Origin of the sequence: Pedobacter nutrimenti (genome assembly GCF_032678445.1) — a bacterium.
Taxonomy (GTDB): domain Bacteria; phylum Bacteroidota; class Bacteroidia; order Sphingobacteriales; family Sphingobacteriaceae; genus Pedobacter; species Pedobacter nutrimenti_A.
Genome location: NZ_JAVTSQ010000003.1, coordinates 423,963 through 439,323, shown reverse-complemented (window position 1 = coordinate 439,323; position 15,361 = coordinate 423,963). Strand labels below are relative to the sequence as shown.

Here is a 15,361-nt window from a genome sequence, read left to right as displayed (position 1 = left end):
ACCAGATTCAGCCTCAACCGCAATTCGGCATATTCGCTGCGTCCATATACACGATTTCCCATTGATGTCCATCTGGGTCTGCAAAGCTGTGCTGGTACATCCAGCCATGGTCTTGCGGTTCAGAATAGATGGAACCCCCAAGCTCGGTTGCTTTCGCTATGGTCTGCTGTACCTCCTCACGCGATTCCGCGTCAAGTGCCAGCAATACTTCAGTGGTCTGGTGTGCATCACTGATCTCTTTTTTGGTGAAGGTTTTAAAATAGCTTTCTACCAGCATCATTACATAAATATGCTCGCTGATGACCATGCAAGCCGCATTGTCGTCTGTAAATTGCGGATTAAAGCTGTAGCCAAGTCCGTTGAAAAATGCCTTTGACCTTTCCAGGTCTTTAACAGGTAGGTTGATGAAGATTTTAGTTGCCATGATTTAATTTTTTTGTGTTTATTGATACACAAAGTTGCGGCAACCATTTTCGAAAAAAATTTACATATGTTGAGAAAACCAAAAAAAATTCACTTATTCGCAAAAAATATCCGGCTGAGCTGCGTAGGGGTAATGCCCAGATAGGCAGCAATATGCTGTTTCTTTAACCTTTTCACTAAACCAGGATAATTACGCAGAAATTTATCATAATTGGTTTTCGCTGATTCATAGCGGAGTGATACTTCATAAGGTTCCTTTTCGATGATCCAATGCAGCTCGATATAGCGGGTATAAAAAGCGGAGATATCGGGATAAATGCTCACCAGTTTTTTAAATTCCAGGAAATTGTATTCGAGCACATGGGTATCCTCCAGGGCTTTTATGGTAAAAGTACTCGGCGATTGTGTGAGCGTTGCGGTCATGGAACCTGCAATCCGGTTCTCCGGGAAGAAATATTTAACCACCATGTCGCCGTTTTCGGCGGCGTAGTATTGATACATTAAGCCATTGACAATAAAGGCAACCTTTTTAGGTGTTTGGCCTTCGGTAACAAAATAATCGCCCTTGTTATAAGTGTTTTCACGGAGTAAAGCAGCCCAGGCGGCCTCAGCCTCAGGCGAGAGTTCCGTGTAAGTTTTTATTTTTTGGAAGAAAACATCGTAGCTCATTAGGTTAAAGATAGGGGTTTTATGTGATTGGGAATAAGGATGGATGGTCAGATCATGCTTATTTTAATGAACTGGCGGCAAGCATCTAAAATTTATATAGCTTTTTGTATTTTAAGTCTTACTAATTTAAACATGTAGACACTATGTATTGTGAGCTTTGTTTGATAATAAGTACATAACTCTCTTTGCGCTCCTAACGAGCGAATAAAAAAACGTGGGTGTATCATTATTTTTTTGATCGGTTTAAAGATGCTTTGGAAATTAAAATCATACTTGCTCGCCTAATCTATGATGTGTTCAATTACGACAGTAGATATGACTCAGCAAAAATAGTGTACGATTAGTCATTCATCGCGTCAATTTGGCGTGCGATGCGGTGTACCGTTACTATAAAACTGTTCGTGTGGAAAACGGAAGATATGTTTCAGACCTGAAGTCTGCAGATCAGATTAAGATATCGAGTCAGTTGTTTAATTTGCTAAGTAACAATCTGGAGGAAATGAACGCCTCTATTGCAAAGCTAAAAGCCAAAGGTGAAAAAGTAGACATTACAGAAATAACTCCTGAATACCTGGAAAGTTTACTGCAATAAAATCTATTCAATGTAATTAATGCTTATAAGATTTAGTTTGATAAAGAAGTTGTTTCAATATTGACGCAACAATCCAAGTAAAGCTGTGGCAGGGTATTCAGTTTAGTGCAAAATTATATTTTTCATCCTCTTTTTTAATGGTTTTTTTAGGCTTGTAACTATGAAAATCATCCTTTTTAATGATTGCCCGAGCTGTACTAGCCATATAACTTTACGTTATAAACCTTTAAGCAATGAAAAAACTATCAATTATTTTACTGATGTGTTGCTATACAATGTTGTATGCGCAAAAAAAAGGTGATTCGCTTTTGATAAAAAGGGAGGTGCAGGTTAAAAGCCCAATTACCCCTGCTGCAATAGCAGGTTCGAAATCAGTACAAACAAATTCAAAGATGATACCAATAAAACCTTTAAAACTAAATATAGCATCAAAGGTGCTTAATCAAACGTTTTCAAAGGATTTGGCCATTGATCAGTTTCAGATATCATATGAACCCATGCTGAAACGCTATACGCTTAAATGCAGAATATTTAATGCTGGGACTACTGATATTGACTTGAATCTCTTATCCTATTACGCCCATGGCGCTCCAAATACTTTGGGTACTGCGGTGTCTACATCCGATCCCGGCTTTGGAGAATATTCTTTTCCAATAAATATTCCCTACGACCTGGAAACAGAGCTTCCGGCCGGATTAGTAGAAAATGGTAAAAACCTAAAGTTGCTCAATAGTTATTTATCAGGTAAAACTTATGTGCTTGCTGTTACAAGCAGAGACCCTAACGCAGGTTGGGTCTTTACTATAAATACCAATACCATCCTTAAGCCAGGAGAGTCTGCTTATGCTATGGCCTTTGATAATATCGTCTGGGAACGCAATCTTGTGGGGCTAGGTCCACATAGGATATATACCATTAAGATAGATCCCCTCAATAAAATCGGCGATCAGAATCTAAGCAATAATACCATCTCTGTAACCGTAGATAATTTTTATTAAGAATAGTGTGATGAAAAAAATCCTTTCCATTTTAGGCTCAATGCTGTTGGTAACAGCAGTAAGAGCACAAACTACCGAGGTAAAAAAAGAAACTGTAAATCCAGGTAGCGGTCAAACGACTAGTGTGCAGGCGCCACCCAAAGACCCTAAAGCAGGCCATGTGGATCCTAAAAAAGAAGCAGAAGCTAAGTTGGCAGCAGAAAGGGCAGCCAAGGATGCAAAAAATGCACAACATGTTGATTCAAAAACCATCCCTGCAAAAGATCCAAAGGCAGCGGGTTATGATCCTAAAAAAGAAGAGGCAGCTAGAGTGGCCGCAGAAAGAGCAGCCAAGGATGCAAAAATTGCCCAACATGTTGATCCCAAAACCTTACCTGCTAAAGACCCAAAGGCGGCGGGTTATGATCCTAAAAAGGAAGCAGCAGATAAAGCGGCAAAAGAAAGAGCAGCCAAAGATGCCAATATACTGCACAAAGGAAAATAATGCTATTCAATAAATATATTGATCAGCCCCAGTACATTGAGGTGAAGGAAAGTTTGCTTCATGGGCGTGGTGTATTTGCCAAAAGCAAAATAAGAAAAGGGAGCCTTATCGAACAGGCTCCCATTATTTTCTTGTCGAGTACTGAAAAAGAAACCCTAAGGTTTACCAAACTTTATCATTATTATTTTTTGTTGGGCAATGCCGAAAAACAGACTGCATTTAGTTTTGGCTATGCTTCGTTTTACAATCATTCGTCGGAGGCTAATGCTTTTTACACATTTTCTCGAAAGCGGAATACCCTTAATGTTTATGCCTATCGAACCATCGAGGTAGGTAGCGAGATCACGATCAACTATAATGGTAAGCCTAACGATAAAAGCGAGGTTTATTTCCCCAATTCAGATGAGCCATGAAGAAGAAACTGTATTTAAAAACGATTAAAGCAAAGGGCAGAGGCGTATTTTGTACTGCAACCATTGCGGAGGGAGAAGTGATAGAGGTTTGTCCTGTTATTGTAGTTCCGGCAGCTGAATTTACAGCATTAAATGCTACAGGCCTGATGGATTACAGCTTTTATTTCGATAAAGAGGCAAATACACTTTCTTTAACTATGGGCTTCGGCTCTATGTACAACCATAAGCAATATCCTAATGCCGTTTATATACTTGATAGAGAAAAAAGAGAGATGGTATTTACAGCTCATGAACAAATAAAGGCACATACGGAAATATGCATTAATTATGGTGGCGAGTATGGCAAAGATTATAGCAAGTGGTTTGCAGACAGGAGGATAGTTCCCATCTGATCATAAAAATCAAAACCATGAAGAAATTAATTTTAGTCTTTTTCCTCACCCTAGGTGTAGGAATGATGGCGCAAGCACAAATTTTGGGCAAACTCAAAGCAAAAGCAAAAACTGCTACAGAAATTTCTGTGGATCGTTCGACGGACAAAGTTGTTGATCAGGCCATCAATAAAACCGCAGACAACGTTACAGATAAGACCATCAACAAAGTGGGAGAGAAAATACCCTGCCACCTTCGGTTCCTGATACAAGCAAAGCAGCTATCAAACCTGGAAATTAAGTCGATACACAGATGAAAAATATTTTAACCCTTTTAAGCGCCCTGTTAATTGTAACTGGCCTTAAAGCACAAAAGGCAACTGTACACAAAGAAACAGTAAAGCCAAAAGTAGATACGCTTGTCAAAAGTAAAGCAATTAATCAATCGGGTAAAACTGTTGAGCATAAGGGTGTAAAGATTGCTCCAGCCATCAAATATGCAACTACTTCTAAAGTTGCCCCTGTAGCAACAAAAGCGGGCAAGTTAGCTCCGGTAAACTAAAACTCTACTAGTTCAAAATCTTGAATTTTAGCAACTACAATTTTTCATACCTCCGCTAACCTATAAAAACAGCTAGTTCTAGCTGTGTTATAGGTTAGTTTTGTGCAATATCATTTCATCTTTATGGTATACAGGTCCTCGCTTTCTTACTGGGTTTTGTTACATTTAGTACCAAATCTCAATATAAAGTTTTCATGATCTTTCTCTCCATTATTATTTCCTTAGCTCTTGGGATGTACCTAACCGCTCCCGTCATTACAGTTTTTCATGAATTGGGACATGCGCTTACTATGGTTGCACTTACAAAAACGGATCAAGTAGATGTTTACATTGGTTCTTACGGAAATCAAAATACTCCGGCAAGGTTCAAAATTGGTAAACTGCAATTTTACGTTAATATAAATCCAACCTTCAACATCAGAGGAATGTGTCGACCGTCTCAGATCGAAGGCAATTATGTTAAACAGAGCATTATCTTGCTAGCTGGACCAATCATTTCCTTTCTTTTTGCTGTGGTAATTGGGGCAGTCATATTTAATACTGAACTCCATGGAGCAATAAAACTGTATGCATTTGTTCTTCTCCTCTGTTCGTTCATGAGCTGCTTTCAAAACATTGTACCAAGAACGCTTTCCAGTGGCCTGTATAATGATGGGAGGCAACTAAGATTTGTTTATAAACTTAAAAGTAGTTATGCTGAATATGTTGCTGCCCTAGAACAGTTTGGTGAAGGACATTTTGAACAAGCGGCAGGACAATTTATTAGGCTTAATGAAAAGTTTCCTTATCAAGAAATGATTATCCGCCCTTTGTCTGTTTCTTTATTACAGTTAAAGCGGTTCGAGGAAGCACGAGTATGTGTAGAATTTCTTGAAAAATATGCCGTATTTACTGTTGTCGACTGTATCAATAGGGGCTGCATTGAATCAATCGAAGGAAAGCGGGAAGAGGCACTTAAATACTTTGAAAGGGCAGTTTCAATAGATAAGAGACAGCCTATTGCCCTTAATAATCTCGGATATGAGCTCATTCTTAAAGAGAATTATGATAAAGCCGGTTCTTTATTAAAACGAGCCATAGAAATAGCCCCGGACCTAGCTGAGCCACATGATAACTTAGGTCACTTGAAAATTTTAAAAGGTGAACTGGAGGAAGGTAAGATGCTATTAGAACAAGCTATAAAACTCAAGCCTAATTTGGCTGGGGCTTATTTACATTTGGGTATTTATTATAAAAAAGTTGATCATATTGAACTGGCAGAGCAACACTTTAACAAAGCTATGGAATTGGACCCTGGTGTTATCATTCCAGATTGACTTAAAAAGGACTTGAAATACTAAAACCACCATTGGGGCCGTCCACATATCCATCCGTAAGGGGAAGAGCCAAAACCTGCTATGGGTGAATACCACATGCCAAAAATAGGCACTACCGTTATCGATACAGCGGGCGTTGCCCTGATCAGGCGATATATTCTGAGCTTGCAGTAGTCTAAATGTTCACATTAAACCATTGACAATAAAGGCAACGTTTTTAGCCGTCTGGCCTTCAGTAACAAAATAATCGCCCTTGTTATAAGTGTTTTCGCGGAGCAAAGCAGTCCAGGCGGCCTCAGCCTGAGGCGAGAGTTCCGTGTAGGAAACATCGTAGCTCATAAGTTTAAAAACAGGTGAAACAAGTCTCTTTATCAATCGATCAATTTTACCGTGTCTTTTAAATTACTTGCACTTAAACAAACTGACCACCAGTGTATTAAAATGACTAGAAGTAGCTATTTTTTTATGAGCTGTGTTTCTCGAAATTGTAGTGTGTAATCGATTGACTCTTAGGTGAATCAATTCCGTTAATCTTAAAAGATAAATTATGAAAATCGCGAAATTAATCTATCTCTCATGTTTTATTAGTGTTTTGTTTTTTTCTTGCCAAGAAAAAAAGGTAAAAGAGCAATATACTTTTGAAGATATTCCAAGTAGTAAGCTGGATTCCATTAATATGGCTCTTGCGTCATCGGATACCTCAAAAAGTGGAATAATAACGAATGCAGCCAAAGGCAGCTTATGGACATCTTTTATGAAAACATTCAAAGATTGCTTTCAAGATGAAACTTTTACAAAGGGGATCATATATCTTGGACCAACTAACTCAAAATATTTAGGTGCAATTTTGTCTAATGATAAACAAATCACCTGGAAGAGTCTGGAAAAGGTATTAAATGGAAATGAAAAAGAAATGAATAAATTTTGTGCACCCAGTACCAATCCTGCAGATAATTGTGATAAGAATGAGTTGTTGAACAATTATTTAGGCGTATTACTAAATGGTACTGCTCAAAATGTGGATGCTAATCTAAAACTTGCAATTGAAGATCGAAAAAGCATTAAAATGCTTACAGGAAAATGGAGAATTGATGAGATTTTGTTGGGAGATTTTAATTCCTATATGGATGCCACAAAAGATTCTGCTGTCATCGATTATAAGAAGTACTTAACAATGAAGGACAATTTCATTATAACGAAAATTTTGGTGTTAGAAAATTTCTCTGCTGAAATTGAGAGCAATAGGAAATTAGATGCTGGATTGCAAGCTGAATTGCAAAAAGGAATATCTGCACCTACAGCATCTGTGGGAGCTGATAGTACACGAAATGGTGTTAAAATAGGGTTTTCAAACGGTTCTAATGGTACAATCAAGATGAATGCTACGGGTAAAAGCTATGTGATTGGGATGTTGCAAAAAGTGAATAAAATCAAGCCTAAACTGTGAAAAAACAATCATTTTTTATAATAATCATTTTGCTGTTAGGAGCTTTCAATACGTTAGGTCAAATTACCGACACCGCAAAATCAAATACATCTAAGTTTATAGGTGGGTTAATTAGAGACTGTGACGATCGTATAACAATGTACCTTGCACCAGCCGGAGGAACGAAAAATAAGGATATAGACTTGAAAAAGTATAAGCAGTGGGATCTAACCACCCAGTATTTATCGTCAGATTGGAATAAATATAGACAGGGCAATCAAGGATCATGTACTTCTTTTGCTGTAGCTTTTGCGGTATCGATTCAAAGAAACATTGATAATTGGTTGTTAAGAAGAAGCAATAAACTAGTGCAATATAGTCCTTCATTTATTTTTAACATAGCCAAAAGTAAATATAGGGATCCATTTAGAAGTGCTTGCCAGGAGGGCATTAGTTTTATAGACGCTTATTTGGTTGTGAAAAATGATGGTCTGTCTACTATCCAGACCTGCCCATATCAAACGACATCCGATGGTTGTCACATTACATATTACCCGAATAAAGTTGCATATAAAGAAGCTAAAAATATGCGTATTGGAAATTTCCAAAGGCCTTTCGTGAAAAAGGATATCTTTAAAACTTTATTAGTCGATACACCTTTTAATCCAATTTGTATTGGTGTTTTTCTTTCAAGCGCATATGACAGAGCATGCAATAATGGCGGTAAATGGGTAGAACCAGGTGTAAGCGATGGGAAGACTGCGCATGCAATGTTGGTCGTAGGATTTGATGATTCGAGAAATGCATTTAAAGTGCTCGATTGGAGAGGAGGAGATAGTGGAGATAAGGGAGTTATTTGGATGGATTATTCTTTGATAGAAAATCCAAGGGTTGTATTTGATGCTTATATAGTTTCCCACAGTACAGAATATCTTGACCCTAAAACAGGATCTACTACTGGAGCTGCTGATGACATAGATAAGGTCGGCAAATTTTCATTTTGGATAAAGTCAGGTTATAAAACTGAAAAGGATATTCTTAGTATATCCTGTAATTATCTAAATGTGAATACTCAAAGGGCAACGTTTAAAATAAACAATGTGAATACCGGAGAGCTTATTAAGGATGATTTATTTCTGAAAGTTGGAGGAGAAAGTCAGTGCTTTTCATACAACGGAAATAATTATAAATTTAAATTAGTTGAAATTGGACTTAGAGGTGATAAAAGAAATATCTTTAATCGATATGCGGCAGTAATTCTGTTAGAGAAAAACACCTCTAATTGTATCTAGCTGTATATGTAGTTCCCATGCCGATGAATTTAAGCGGGGAGATATGATGATGTCCATAGTTAGATTTTCTGCATCGTACAGCTATTTTTAGAGTAGTTACTCCTTAGGTGATCGCCCATTAATTTAGTATCCGTTATTTAAACGAGTTACAATGTAAAAATGATCATTAGACTTATCCAATAGATCGAAAGTATCACATTTTGTGTTGCTAATTATATCACCAGCAGTATATATGTTGCCATTGTAATTTACCGTAACGCCTTTCCAAAGCCCCATACCTATCCCACTAAATTTCTAAACTGTGCTGGTGGGCAATCATGCTTCATTTTAGATTGTAAACTTCCAATCTGTAAAAGAAAGTTTGTAAAACCATGGAAGCCATCAACTTTTGAAGTTGTTATGATTTCGTATATCCCTGTGCCAGATCTAAAAGTATATTGTGAATACAAACAGATCGGTATTCTTCTGTTGTCATTAAATCGCCTGTCCGGGCCACCATTTTTATTAACATACTTCCAGGTATAATCTACAATTTTAGCATCGCTGGGTACGGTTTGATCTTCGATAAACCTCGAGTTTACACTTGAAATCTCCAGATGACTATAGAAAACAGCGGCAAATTTGTTCCCCCGTTTAATCAGCAGACGCTCAGGAAGGAAAAATAACTCTGTATTTCTAAGATGAATATAGGGGATCTGCACATTTGTCTTCAGAAATTTATTTGGGGTTTGATGTGAGGATATTCCAAATATGGGAATTCTACTAATCAATTGGCCAGCGCCAGCATTTCTCTTCCAATCGTTATTCGCTGTAGAATGAAGGTATTGCCATTTGCGTGCACATGTATTAAAATTCAAGAAATGCTGTGCAAATTGTTGATAGACAACAGACATATCCTTATCCATTTCATAGTAAATCTCCATCGCAAATCTCTTTTTATCCTTTTTATGCAACCAAAACAATAAGCAAACAAAGAAGACGGAACCAGAAATAAGTTCAAAATAAAAATAGGGGTTAATCAAATTCAGTTCGTCACTACTCTGCTGAGGATCGTTTATATGATTGATAATTACGAGCTTTTTATTCACATACCCAATTGTATCCCCGAATTGTATCTTTAGCCATTTCCCTTTAGCTGAATCCAATAAGGCAAATTCCTCTCTATCGCTTGCTACCCTGACAACTTTGGACTTTGCATTTGGGAATTCTCTGATATTGGAACCAACATCAGAGTTTATGATCGCAACAACACGATGACCCTCAGGCTTTACAATTGTGGTATGATTTTCAAATGAGCTTCCAAAAAGGAAGACGAGAAAAATAATAAGAGGTAAAATTCCAAACCAGTTGACATAAGATATTTTATTCGCCTTTTCCGTTAGTTCATTAATAAAATCTTTGGAATCAACATCTGTTAGGTTATCAATATTAGATGAGGTTATGGTATGCGGATGATTATAATCGGGAACAATAGGCTGGACTTCACTTACCCGAGGCCGGGTATCAGTACCGCTAATTTTTTGCCGGTAATAAATACCATTTGATCCAATATTCACATATGTACCTCGTGGGCCTGTATTAATTCTAGCCCCTTTAACGCCAATTGAGTAGCTGAATCCTGACTTAGACAGATTGAGACGGAAAATTCCGGATGTAAATGATTTTCGAAAATAGAATCCCATAATGAGGCTTTAATTATGTGTTATTGATATAGAATTAGATACTTGTAACTTGATCTTTTTATGATTCCTCCACTCCCAGGGTGGAGTAGGGTTGGGGTCTTGCCAGAGCCCTACCTTGTTTTCTCTCGCCTCAATCTCTAACTGAGCATAAACGGGATCTGTGGAATACTTTTTGAAATGCCAGGCCATACCTTGCTTTATCATTTCCTGATTAACGACCTGCTCCTTATCGTTAACAATAACCGCAATCAACCTCCTGTAGCGGTCGTATTTCTCCCCGTAAACAGTAACCTCCTGTCCAAAACATAAATCAGATAAGGCTTCTTTTGCATTATTTCCAAAAGGCTGGGAACCTCTTTTCTCCGGACAGTCAATATGTGCCAGACGTATTTTTTTAGGGGTATTTTGATAAAGAACCTCCATGGTATCCCCATCTATAATCCGGATTACTTTTGCAACGAAAGTCTGGTTCTTTAAGTTGATCGCAGAAGCTCCAGGAAGCAATCTATCTTCAATCTTTGTGGCACTCTTAGGTTTCCCTGATTGCGAACAGGAAAATGTCAATATAATAATTGCCGAAAACAGTGTTTTAAGAAAGGTATGTCTCATTATTTAATATTCAATTAGTTTATATTATTATATATAGATATAAACATATGTAGATGTAAAGATCCGTTTGACAAACTATTTGGTTTGCTCTAAGATAGTTATAGAGATAGCCGATTGGTTTGGAAATGATTGACTGGCATCGCCATTTTGATACATATGTTTAAGTATTTCCGTTTAGCCGACCACATTTATTTCTTAACGAAGTCAAGAATATATTTAACAGCTTCATCTCTATTGCTGGCAATAGGTTTAAGTTCAAACCTTTTAACCCCTGAATTCCTCATCCAATCCGACCAAATCAATTTCATAATTTCCATATCCGTTGGATGCGTCGTTGCAGCACCAGTTCTTGAAAGCGATCGGTCGTACATTTCCAATACAATCACTTCCAAATTGTTTAGAAATGAATTTTTGACTGGATTAATCCTGAATTTTTGATTCTTGGCCAGGAAAGTTTCCATATTACTTTCTTTCGACTTCAAAAAAGCTTTCCTAAATTCACCAACCTTGGCAGCACTCAAATCATAACCTTTCTGATAAATACCCGCTTCAATATAACCGTCAGTCATTAGGACCATAATATTCCTAAATACGTCGGTTACTTTCTTCTTTTGAACGTAAGGTAATGCAATCCGCGCATCAATACCTGATTGGAAATAAGTCCAGATATCAGCTCCATTATTAGAAACCGATGCCAGGTTATTAAATCTCCTGTATTCAGTAGTAAACTTATTGATATCCCCTGGAAGAGTTTGAGTTACATTATGCCTGGACATAATGTAATCAATCCGATCACTCTGGTGGGTACCAAATCTCTGAAGATCGATCGTTAGCAAGTCAGTATTAATTTTATAAATACCTATAAGTCCTTTATTTATAAAATCTACGCTAAATCGGTCTTGTTGTCCTTCCGTTCTTTTGAGTTTTATGATTTCCGGCCAAATTCTTTTTAGAAAACCATCTACTATGTCTGCATCATGAACCGCCTTAGGATATAATTTAGGGTTTAAGCGGTTTGATAAGTCTGGAGCAAATACAATATTGTAGTGGACTACTTGCTTTTGGGCATATAATTTAATCGTCGCTGAACATATTAAAAGCCCTATGATTAAGTGTTTTTTCATCAGATCTTTACCCGTTTATCTATTTGAGAAGTCCGTAGCTTTTCGTTCTGCCAGTTTACAGCAGTGTCGAATGCTTCCTTGGATTTTTCGGTTGCTTTTAGTATCGCATATTCCTCATGTAAATAGTCATTCCAGCCCTCTAAAAAGATATTAATTCTATCATTAAGGGAATCAATGGAGATAGGAAGATGGTCGTTTTCTACGTGACTTTTGTAGATGGTAGATATGTTCTTAATGTGTTGCTTCCCGGTAATTAAATCTGTTTTCTTAATTTCCTTTAGCAAGTTCAGTTTATTGGGCAGAGATTCCAGTTGTGCCTCCGTTATTTTATGTTCAGCCTCCAGGCCAATATTTAGGCCTTCTATCGTATAAATCTCTCCTTTAATCAACAAAACTTTTTCTTCTTCCAACTTAGCGTCTTCATTTAGCTGTTGGATGAGTAAGTTGTTTTTTAACGTGGCGATATCCGGATTGCGTTCATCAAAAATTGACATCAATTTTTCAAAAGCAAATTTCAACATCCAAAGGCCCAGTCCCCCTAACAGAAATACAAGATAGAAATTCGGATCCCGGAAAGCCATGCCCATTCGCCATATCTCATTGGTATCTCCCGTATTATATTTCATTTGATAAATAGCAGCTGATACTTTATAAGCAATTGAAGTATCAATCAATAGCGCTCCAACCACGAACATGCCATAAACTACCCATTTATTCTTTGTAAACAACTTTATAAGGGCACAAAAGATGGGAATGCTCACAAAGAGTAAAATGAAAATAATTCCCGATCCTCCCTTTTCGAAAGTTAGGCTCAAGGCCTTTGGGTTAAATATTTCCATTGGAGCGTCTAAACCGGCTTCTCTGGCCGACTTAGCATCTTCGACAGCAAATAATAAAATATAGCAAGCGGAAGAGTAGAAAATAAAGAGATAAGATAACAAACAAACATTTGCAAAAAGTACAGGAATGAACTCATACCATTTGAATTTGGGCTTAACAAAATCTCTCTGGGCATTTCTTATCTTCTCCTTAATCTCGGAAATAAGCTTTTCATGAAAAACAATTTTGTTGTTTTTCATACTTTCAATCTCCTGTCTATTTTTGGCGATATCTGATTTGAGGCTAATTAGTTTGTTTTTCGCATTTAAGGTTTCATTTTCGGCTTCAACTTCTGCAGTCTGTAACTGCAAATTCAAGTTTTCTTCAAATACATTGAGACTTTTAACCTCTTGTTCGTCGATTTTTGTAATCAATCGCCGCTTTTTATCATCTACAACATCAATGTCATTGATAAAAACAGAGTAAACAGTGTCTAGTGATTTGGTGAGTACCTGATGATCTCCATTATTAAATTTTGAACGTTCATATCCCTGGCCTCTCAAAATTGCGCGGTCGAAATTTCCGATTTCAGCCGCGATCATGGAATCAAGAACCTTGGTGAATTCAGAAATAGCATGTTCTTTAGCGCTATGATTCTCAATCTTAGCTTCAGCAGAAGAAGCTTCATCCGAAACTTCAGGAACTATCTCCCCACGTTGTAAAGAAGCCTTCTGGTTGATGTCATCGAAGTTGGCGATCAAACTCGCTACTGTTTGAGCATGGTTGGTTACAATGATGCTTTCATGGTTGTTTTTTTTCGCGTTGACCGACCAATTGTAGGAACCGTGTAATGCAATCTGTTTATCAATTATGCAGAATTTTTGGTTCATAATACCGTAACCAACATTTTTTATTTTGGTTACCGAAACACCCAGTGAGACCAGCTCATCAAAGTCCAATTTTAAATTTTCCTGATTATCAGCAATGATGAGCTGAATACTGATACCTTGAGTAGTTTTTCTTTTGAGGATGTCAAATAGCTCCTCATCCGTAAACCAGGAGCTGGCAATTAGAATTTCAGATTCAGCGTTTTCGAGTTCTTTGACAATACGCGCAAAAATTTCCTTGTTATTGTGCAGGACTTCTTGTTCAAAGGGTTGTGCAGGAGCTATCATTTTTTTCTTTTTGAGTGAGGATTTCCAATTTCAATGAAGGTGTATTCATTTGTCTCGTCAAAAGTATAGCCTTGTAGGAGGCTTTTTTTACGGGAAACCGTAAGACTGTCGGCTATTTATGGAGTTTTTTGTAATGCTGTTTTTAGAATAAATACTTGTGATACAGTATTTTGAATTTATACAATGAGAGATTGCTCCGATGCCAGAAATGGCAAATCTGGATGCAACCCCTTCATTTTTCTGAGAGCTAATAAACTTGCCTGTATTTACTACAGCAATTCCTTTAAATCTTAATAATTATCTACCGTTTGATGCAACTCATTCCTGTAGTTATAAATCTCATCAAGGCTGGCCAGCTGCTTTTTCTCACCGGCATCTTTTCCCTTATGAAATGTCTCCAGGTATTTATTAGCTGTATTAAAATGCAACCGGCATATTGGTTTCCGGTTGTTATCGTCCAGTAAGATCCCAAAGTAAGACTGTGTATCCCGTGGAGCAATACGATTGGAAGGGATCTTCTCCCGTAGAATGGCCTTTACAATCTGAAAGGCCTCCAATTCCTCCTCCGTTGTCACAATTTTTCCAGCCTCATTGTTATCATCAATAAGCAGACTGGCCTTACCCTCGTCCTTTTTCTCAATCTTCTCATTGATGTTCAAGGCAGACTTCAATCTGTCGCTGATAGATTCATTAATAGAAACAGTTAAAGCCTTCTTTGTATACTCCTTAAAGGCAATCATCCGATTGGCAGTTAAAGGTTTATCAAAAAATCTATTAACCAGTAACTTAACAATTTCATCAGATGGGTTATCTATCTCTTTTTCAAATTCCTTTCGGATCGCCTTAATATATTTTAAACCTTCCGCCGAATCAAGAATGCTTTCTAAGTTGTATTCATTTTTAGTAAAGCTTTCCAGAATTTTGATGGAGTTATCCTTCAGATCCTCAATATCAATAGTTAAGAAAGGCTTCTCATCCATAATGTTCGGCTTTTCCAGATCCGTATAGAAATTGTAGACGGTACCATTGGTCAATACACCAAATCTTGCCTTAGAAACATGATAATACCTGTGAAGCTGAGAATTGTGTGCATCGGCGTTTTCTTTCCAGTGCTTGCATTCAAAGATGAGTATAGGTTCATTGTTATTGCGAATAACGTAATCTACTTTCTCTCCTTTTTTCGTTCCGATGTCACAAATATGCTCCGGAATCACTTCTGTCGGATTAAAAATATCATAGCCCAGAATCTGGATAAAGGGCATTACAAATGCATTTTTGGTTGCCTCCTCGGTATTGATCTGGTCTTTTAATCCAACCACTCTTTGGTGAAGCTGTTCTAACTTAAGTTTAAGGTCCATTTCTGCTTGCGCTTTTAGGGTTTAAATTGTTTATTTCCCAAAAGTAGA

Annotated in this window: 18 protein-coding genes; 10 read left to right on the top strand and 8 right to left on the bottom strand. The window is 37.3% G+C overall.

Annotation, left to right across the window (positions count from 1 at the left end):
* Positions 1 to 13: 13 nt before the first annotated feature.
* Both R2S08_RS07075 and R2S08_RS07070 read right to left on the bottom strand, forming a co-directional pair.
* A complete protein-coding gene (locus R2S08_RS07075; RefSeq protein WP_316834498.1) occupies positions 14 to 424 on the bottom strand; it encodes a VOC family protein in 411 nt (136 codons plus the stop codon).
* A gap of 89 nt (positions 425 to 513) precedes the next feature.
* The gene (locus R2S08_RS07070) at positions 514 to 1,092 is read right to left on the bottom strand and encodes a Crp/Fnr family transcriptional regulator (RefSeq protein ID WP_316834497.1); all 579 of its coding nucleotides are present in this window, start codon (positions 1,090 to 1,092) and stop codon (positions 514 to 516) included.
* A gap of 403 nt (positions 1,093 to 1,495) precedes the next feature.
* Between R2S08_RS07070 and R2S08_RS07065 the strand changes: the two genes are divergently transcribed.
* The 8 genes from R2S08_RS07065 to R2S08_RS07030 all read left to right on the top strand — a co-directional run bounded on the left by R2S08_RS07065 (position 1,496) and on the right by R2S08_RS07030 (position 5,828).
* The gene (locus R2S08_RS07065; RefSeq protein WP_316834496.1) at positions 1,496 to 1,684 is read left to right on the top strand and encodes a hypothetical protein; all 189 of its coding nucleotides are present in this window, start codon (positions 1,496 to 1,498) and stop codon (positions 1,682 to 1,684) included.
* Positions 1,685 to 2,076: 392 nt separating this feature from the next.
* A complete protein-coding gene (locus R2S08_RS07060) occupies positions 2,077 to 2,682 on the top strand; it encodes a hypothetical protein (RefSeq protein ID WP_316834495.1) in 606 nt (201 codons plus the stop codon).
* A gap of 10 nt (positions 2,683 to 2,692) precedes the next feature.
* Complete coding sequence (locus R2S08_RS07055; protein ID WP_316834494.1) at positions 2,693 to 3,166, top strand: hypothetical protein; 474 nt, start codon at positions 2,693 to 2,695, stop codon at positions 3,164 to 3,166.
* Positions 3,166 to 3,579, top strand: coding sequence for an SET domain-containing protein-lysine N-methyltransferase (locus R2S08_RS07050; RefSeq protein WP_316834493.1), 414 nt, complete (start codon positions 3,166 to 3,168; stop codon positions 3,577 to 3,579). The genes R2S08_RS07055 and R2S08_RS07050 overlap by 1 nt, the downstream gene beginning before the upstream one ends.
* Complete coding sequence (locus R2S08_RS07045; RefSeq protein ID WP_316834492.1) at positions 3,576 to 3,971, top strand: SET domain-containing protein-lysine N-methyltransferase; 396 nt, start codon at positions 3,576 to 3,578, stop codon at positions 3,969 to 3,971. Before R2S08_RS07050 ends, R2S08_RS07045 begins: the two co-directional genes overlap by 4 nt.
* A gap of 17 nt (positions 3,972 to 3,988) precedes the next feature.
* Positions 3,989 to 4,267, top strand: a complete 279-nt coding sequence (locus R2S08_RS07040; RefSeq protein WP_316834491.1) for a hypothetical protein — start codon at positions 3,989 to 3,991, stop codon at positions 4,265 to 4,267.
* Complete coding sequence (locus R2S08_RS07035; RefSeq protein ID WP_316834490.1) at positions 4,264 to 4,512, top strand: hypothetical protein; 249 nt, start codon at positions 4,264 to 4,266, stop codon at positions 4,510 to 4,512. Before R2S08_RS07040 ends, R2S08_RS07035 begins: the two co-directional genes overlap by 4 nt.
* Positions 4,513 to 4,706: 194 nt before the next feature.
* Positions 4,707 to 5,828 (top strand): tetratricopeptide repeat protein, encoded by a 1,122-nt coding sequence (locus R2S08_RS07030; RefSeq protein WP_316834489.1) that lies wholly within the window; start codon positions 4,707 to 4,709, stop codon positions 5,826 to 5,828.
* 183 nt (positions 5,829 to 6,011) lie between these two features.
* Here R2S08_RS07030 and R2S08_RS07025 read toward each other — a convergent pair whose 3' ends face one another.
* Positions 6,012 to 6,167 (bottom strand): hypothetical protein, encoded by a 156-nt coding sequence (locus R2S08_RS07025; RefSeq protein ID WP_316834488.1) that lies wholly within the window; start codon positions 6,165 to 6,167, stop codon positions 6,012 to 6,014.
* Positions 6,168 to 6,375: 208 nt separating this feature from the next.
* On the opposite strand from R2S08_RS07025, the gene R2S08_RS07020 reads away from it, so the two are divergent.
* The gene (locus tag R2S08_RS07020; RefSeq protein ID WP_316834487.1) at positions 6,376 to 7,275 is read left to right on the top strand and encodes a hypothetical protein; all 900 of its coding nucleotides are present in this window, start codon (positions 6,376 to 6,378) and stop codon (positions 7,273 to 7,275) included.
* Complete coding sequence (locus R2S08_RS07015; RefSeq protein ID WP_316834486.1) at positions 7,272 to 8,546, top strand: C1 family peptidase; 1,275 nt, start codon at positions 7,272 to 7,274, stop codon at positions 8,544 to 8,546. The genes R2S08_RS07020 and R2S08_RS07015 overlap by 4 nt, the downstream gene beginning before the upstream one ends.
* A 278-nt stretch (positions 8,547 to 8,824) precedes the next feature.
* Here R2S08_RS07015 and R2S08_RS07010 read toward each other — a convergent pair whose 3' ends face one another.
* The 5 genes from R2S08_RS07010 to R2S08_RS06990 all read right to left on the bottom strand — a co-directional run bounded on the left by R2S08_RS07010 (position 8,825) and on the right by R2S08_RS06990 (position 15,313).
* Complete coding sequence (locus R2S08_RS07010) at positions 8,825 to 10,228, bottom strand: DUF4236 domain-containing protein (protein ID WP_316834485.1); 1,404 nt, start codon at positions 10,226 to 10,228, stop codon at positions 8,825 to 8,827.
* Between the two features lie 9 nt (positions 10,229 to 10,237).
* Positions 10,238 to 10,837: a thermonuclease family protein gene (locus R2S08_RS07005; RefSeq protein WP_316834484.1), complete on the bottom strand. Its 600-nt coding sequence runs from the start codon at positions 10,835 to 10,837 to the stop codon at positions 10,238 to 10,240.
* Between the two features lie 188 nt (positions 10,838 to 11,025).
* On the bottom strand, positions 11,026 to 11,961 hold the full coding sequence (locus R2S08_RS07000) for a hypothetical protein (protein ID WP_316834483.1): 936 nt from the start codon (positions 11,959 to 11,961) through the stop codon (positions 11,026 to 11,028).
* A complete protein-coding gene (locus tag R2S08_RS06995; protein WP_316834482.1) occupies positions 11,961 to 13,955 on the bottom strand; it encodes a phospholipase D-like domain-containing protein in 1,995 nt (664 codons plus the stop codon). Before R2S08_RS06995 ends, R2S08_RS07000 begins: the two co-directional genes overlap by 1 nt.
* 290 nt (positions 13,956 to 14,245) lie before the next feature.
* Entirely contained in the window at positions 14,246 to 15,313 is a 1,068-nt protein-coding gene (locus R2S08_RS06990; RefSeq protein ID WP_316834481.1) for a type I restriction endonuclease, read from the bottom strand.
* Between the last annotated feature and the right edge of the window lie 48 nt (positions 15,314 to 15,361).

What these genes read in the sequence shown, in the direction of transcription:
- R2S08_RS07040 (WP_316834491.1), top strand. Translation starts at nt 3,989, where the DNA reads ATGAAGAAATTAATTTTAGTCTTTTTCCTCACCCTAGGTGTAGGAATG.
- R2S08_RS07055 (WP_316834494.1), top strand. Translation starts at nt 2,693, where the DNA reads ATGAAAAAAATCCTTTCCATTTTAGGCTCAATGCTGTTGGTAACAGCA.
- R2S08_RS07050 (WP_316834493.1), top strand. Translation starts at nt 3,166, where the DNA reads ATGCTATTCAATAAATATATTGATCAGCCCCAGTACATTGAGGTGAAG.
- R2S08_RS07060 (WP_316834495.1), top strand. Translation starts at nt 2,077, where the DNA reads ATGATACCAATAAAACCTTTAAAACTAAATATAGCATCAAAGGTGCTT.
- R2S08_RS07005 (WP_316834484.1), bottom strand. Translation starts at nt 10,837, where the DNA reads ATGAGACATACCTTTCTTAAAACACTGTTTTCGGCAATTATTATATTG.
- R2S08_RS06990 (WP_316834481.1), bottom strand. Translation starts at nt 15,313, where the DNA reads ATGGACCTTAAACTTAAGTTAGAACAGCTTCACCAAAGAGTGGTTGGA.
- R2S08_RS07030 (WP_316834489.1), top strand. Translation starts at nt 4,707, where the DNA reads ATGATCTTTCTCTCCATTATTATTTCCTTAGCTCTTGGGATGTACCTA.
- R2S08_RS07035 (WP_316834490.1), top strand. Translation starts at nt 4,264, where the DNA reads ATGAAAAATATTTTAACCCTTTTAAGCGCCCTGTTAATTGTAACTGGC.
- R2S08_RS07010 (WP_316834485.1), bottom strand. Translation starts at nt 10,228, where the DNA reads ATGGGATTCTATTTTCGAAAATCATTTACATCCGGAATTTTCCGTCTC.
- R2S08_RS07075 (WP_316834498.1), bottom strand. Translation starts at nt 424, where the DNA reads ATGGCAACTAAAATCTTCATCAACCTACCTGTTAAAGACCTGGAAAGG.
- R2S08_RS07020 (WP_316834487.1), top strand. Translation starts at nt 6,376, where the DNA reads ATGAAAATCGCGAAATTAATCTATCTCTCATGTTTTATTAGTGTTTTG.
- R2S08_RS07070 (WP_316834497.1), bottom strand. Translation starts at nt 1,092, where the DNA reads ATGAGCTACGATGTTTTCTTCCAAAAAATAAAAACTTACACGGAACTC.
- R2S08_RS07000 (WP_316834483.1), bottom strand. Translation starts at nt 11,961, where the DNA reads ATGAAAAAACACTTAATCATAGGGCTTTTAATATGTTCAGCGACGATT.
- R2S08_RS06995 (WP_316834482.1), bottom strand. Translation starts at nt 13,955, where the DNA reads ATGATAGCTCCTGCACAACCCTTTGAACAAGAAGTCCTGCACAATAAC.
- R2S08_RS07025 (WP_316834488.1), bottom strand. Translation starts at nt 6,167, where the DNA reads ATGAGCTACGATGTTTCCTACACGGAACTCTCGCCTCAGGCTGAGGCC.
- R2S08_RS07045 (WP_316834492.1), top strand. Translation starts at nt 3,576, where the DNA reads ATGAAGAAGAAACTGTATTTAAAAACGATTAAAGCAAAGGGCAGAGGC.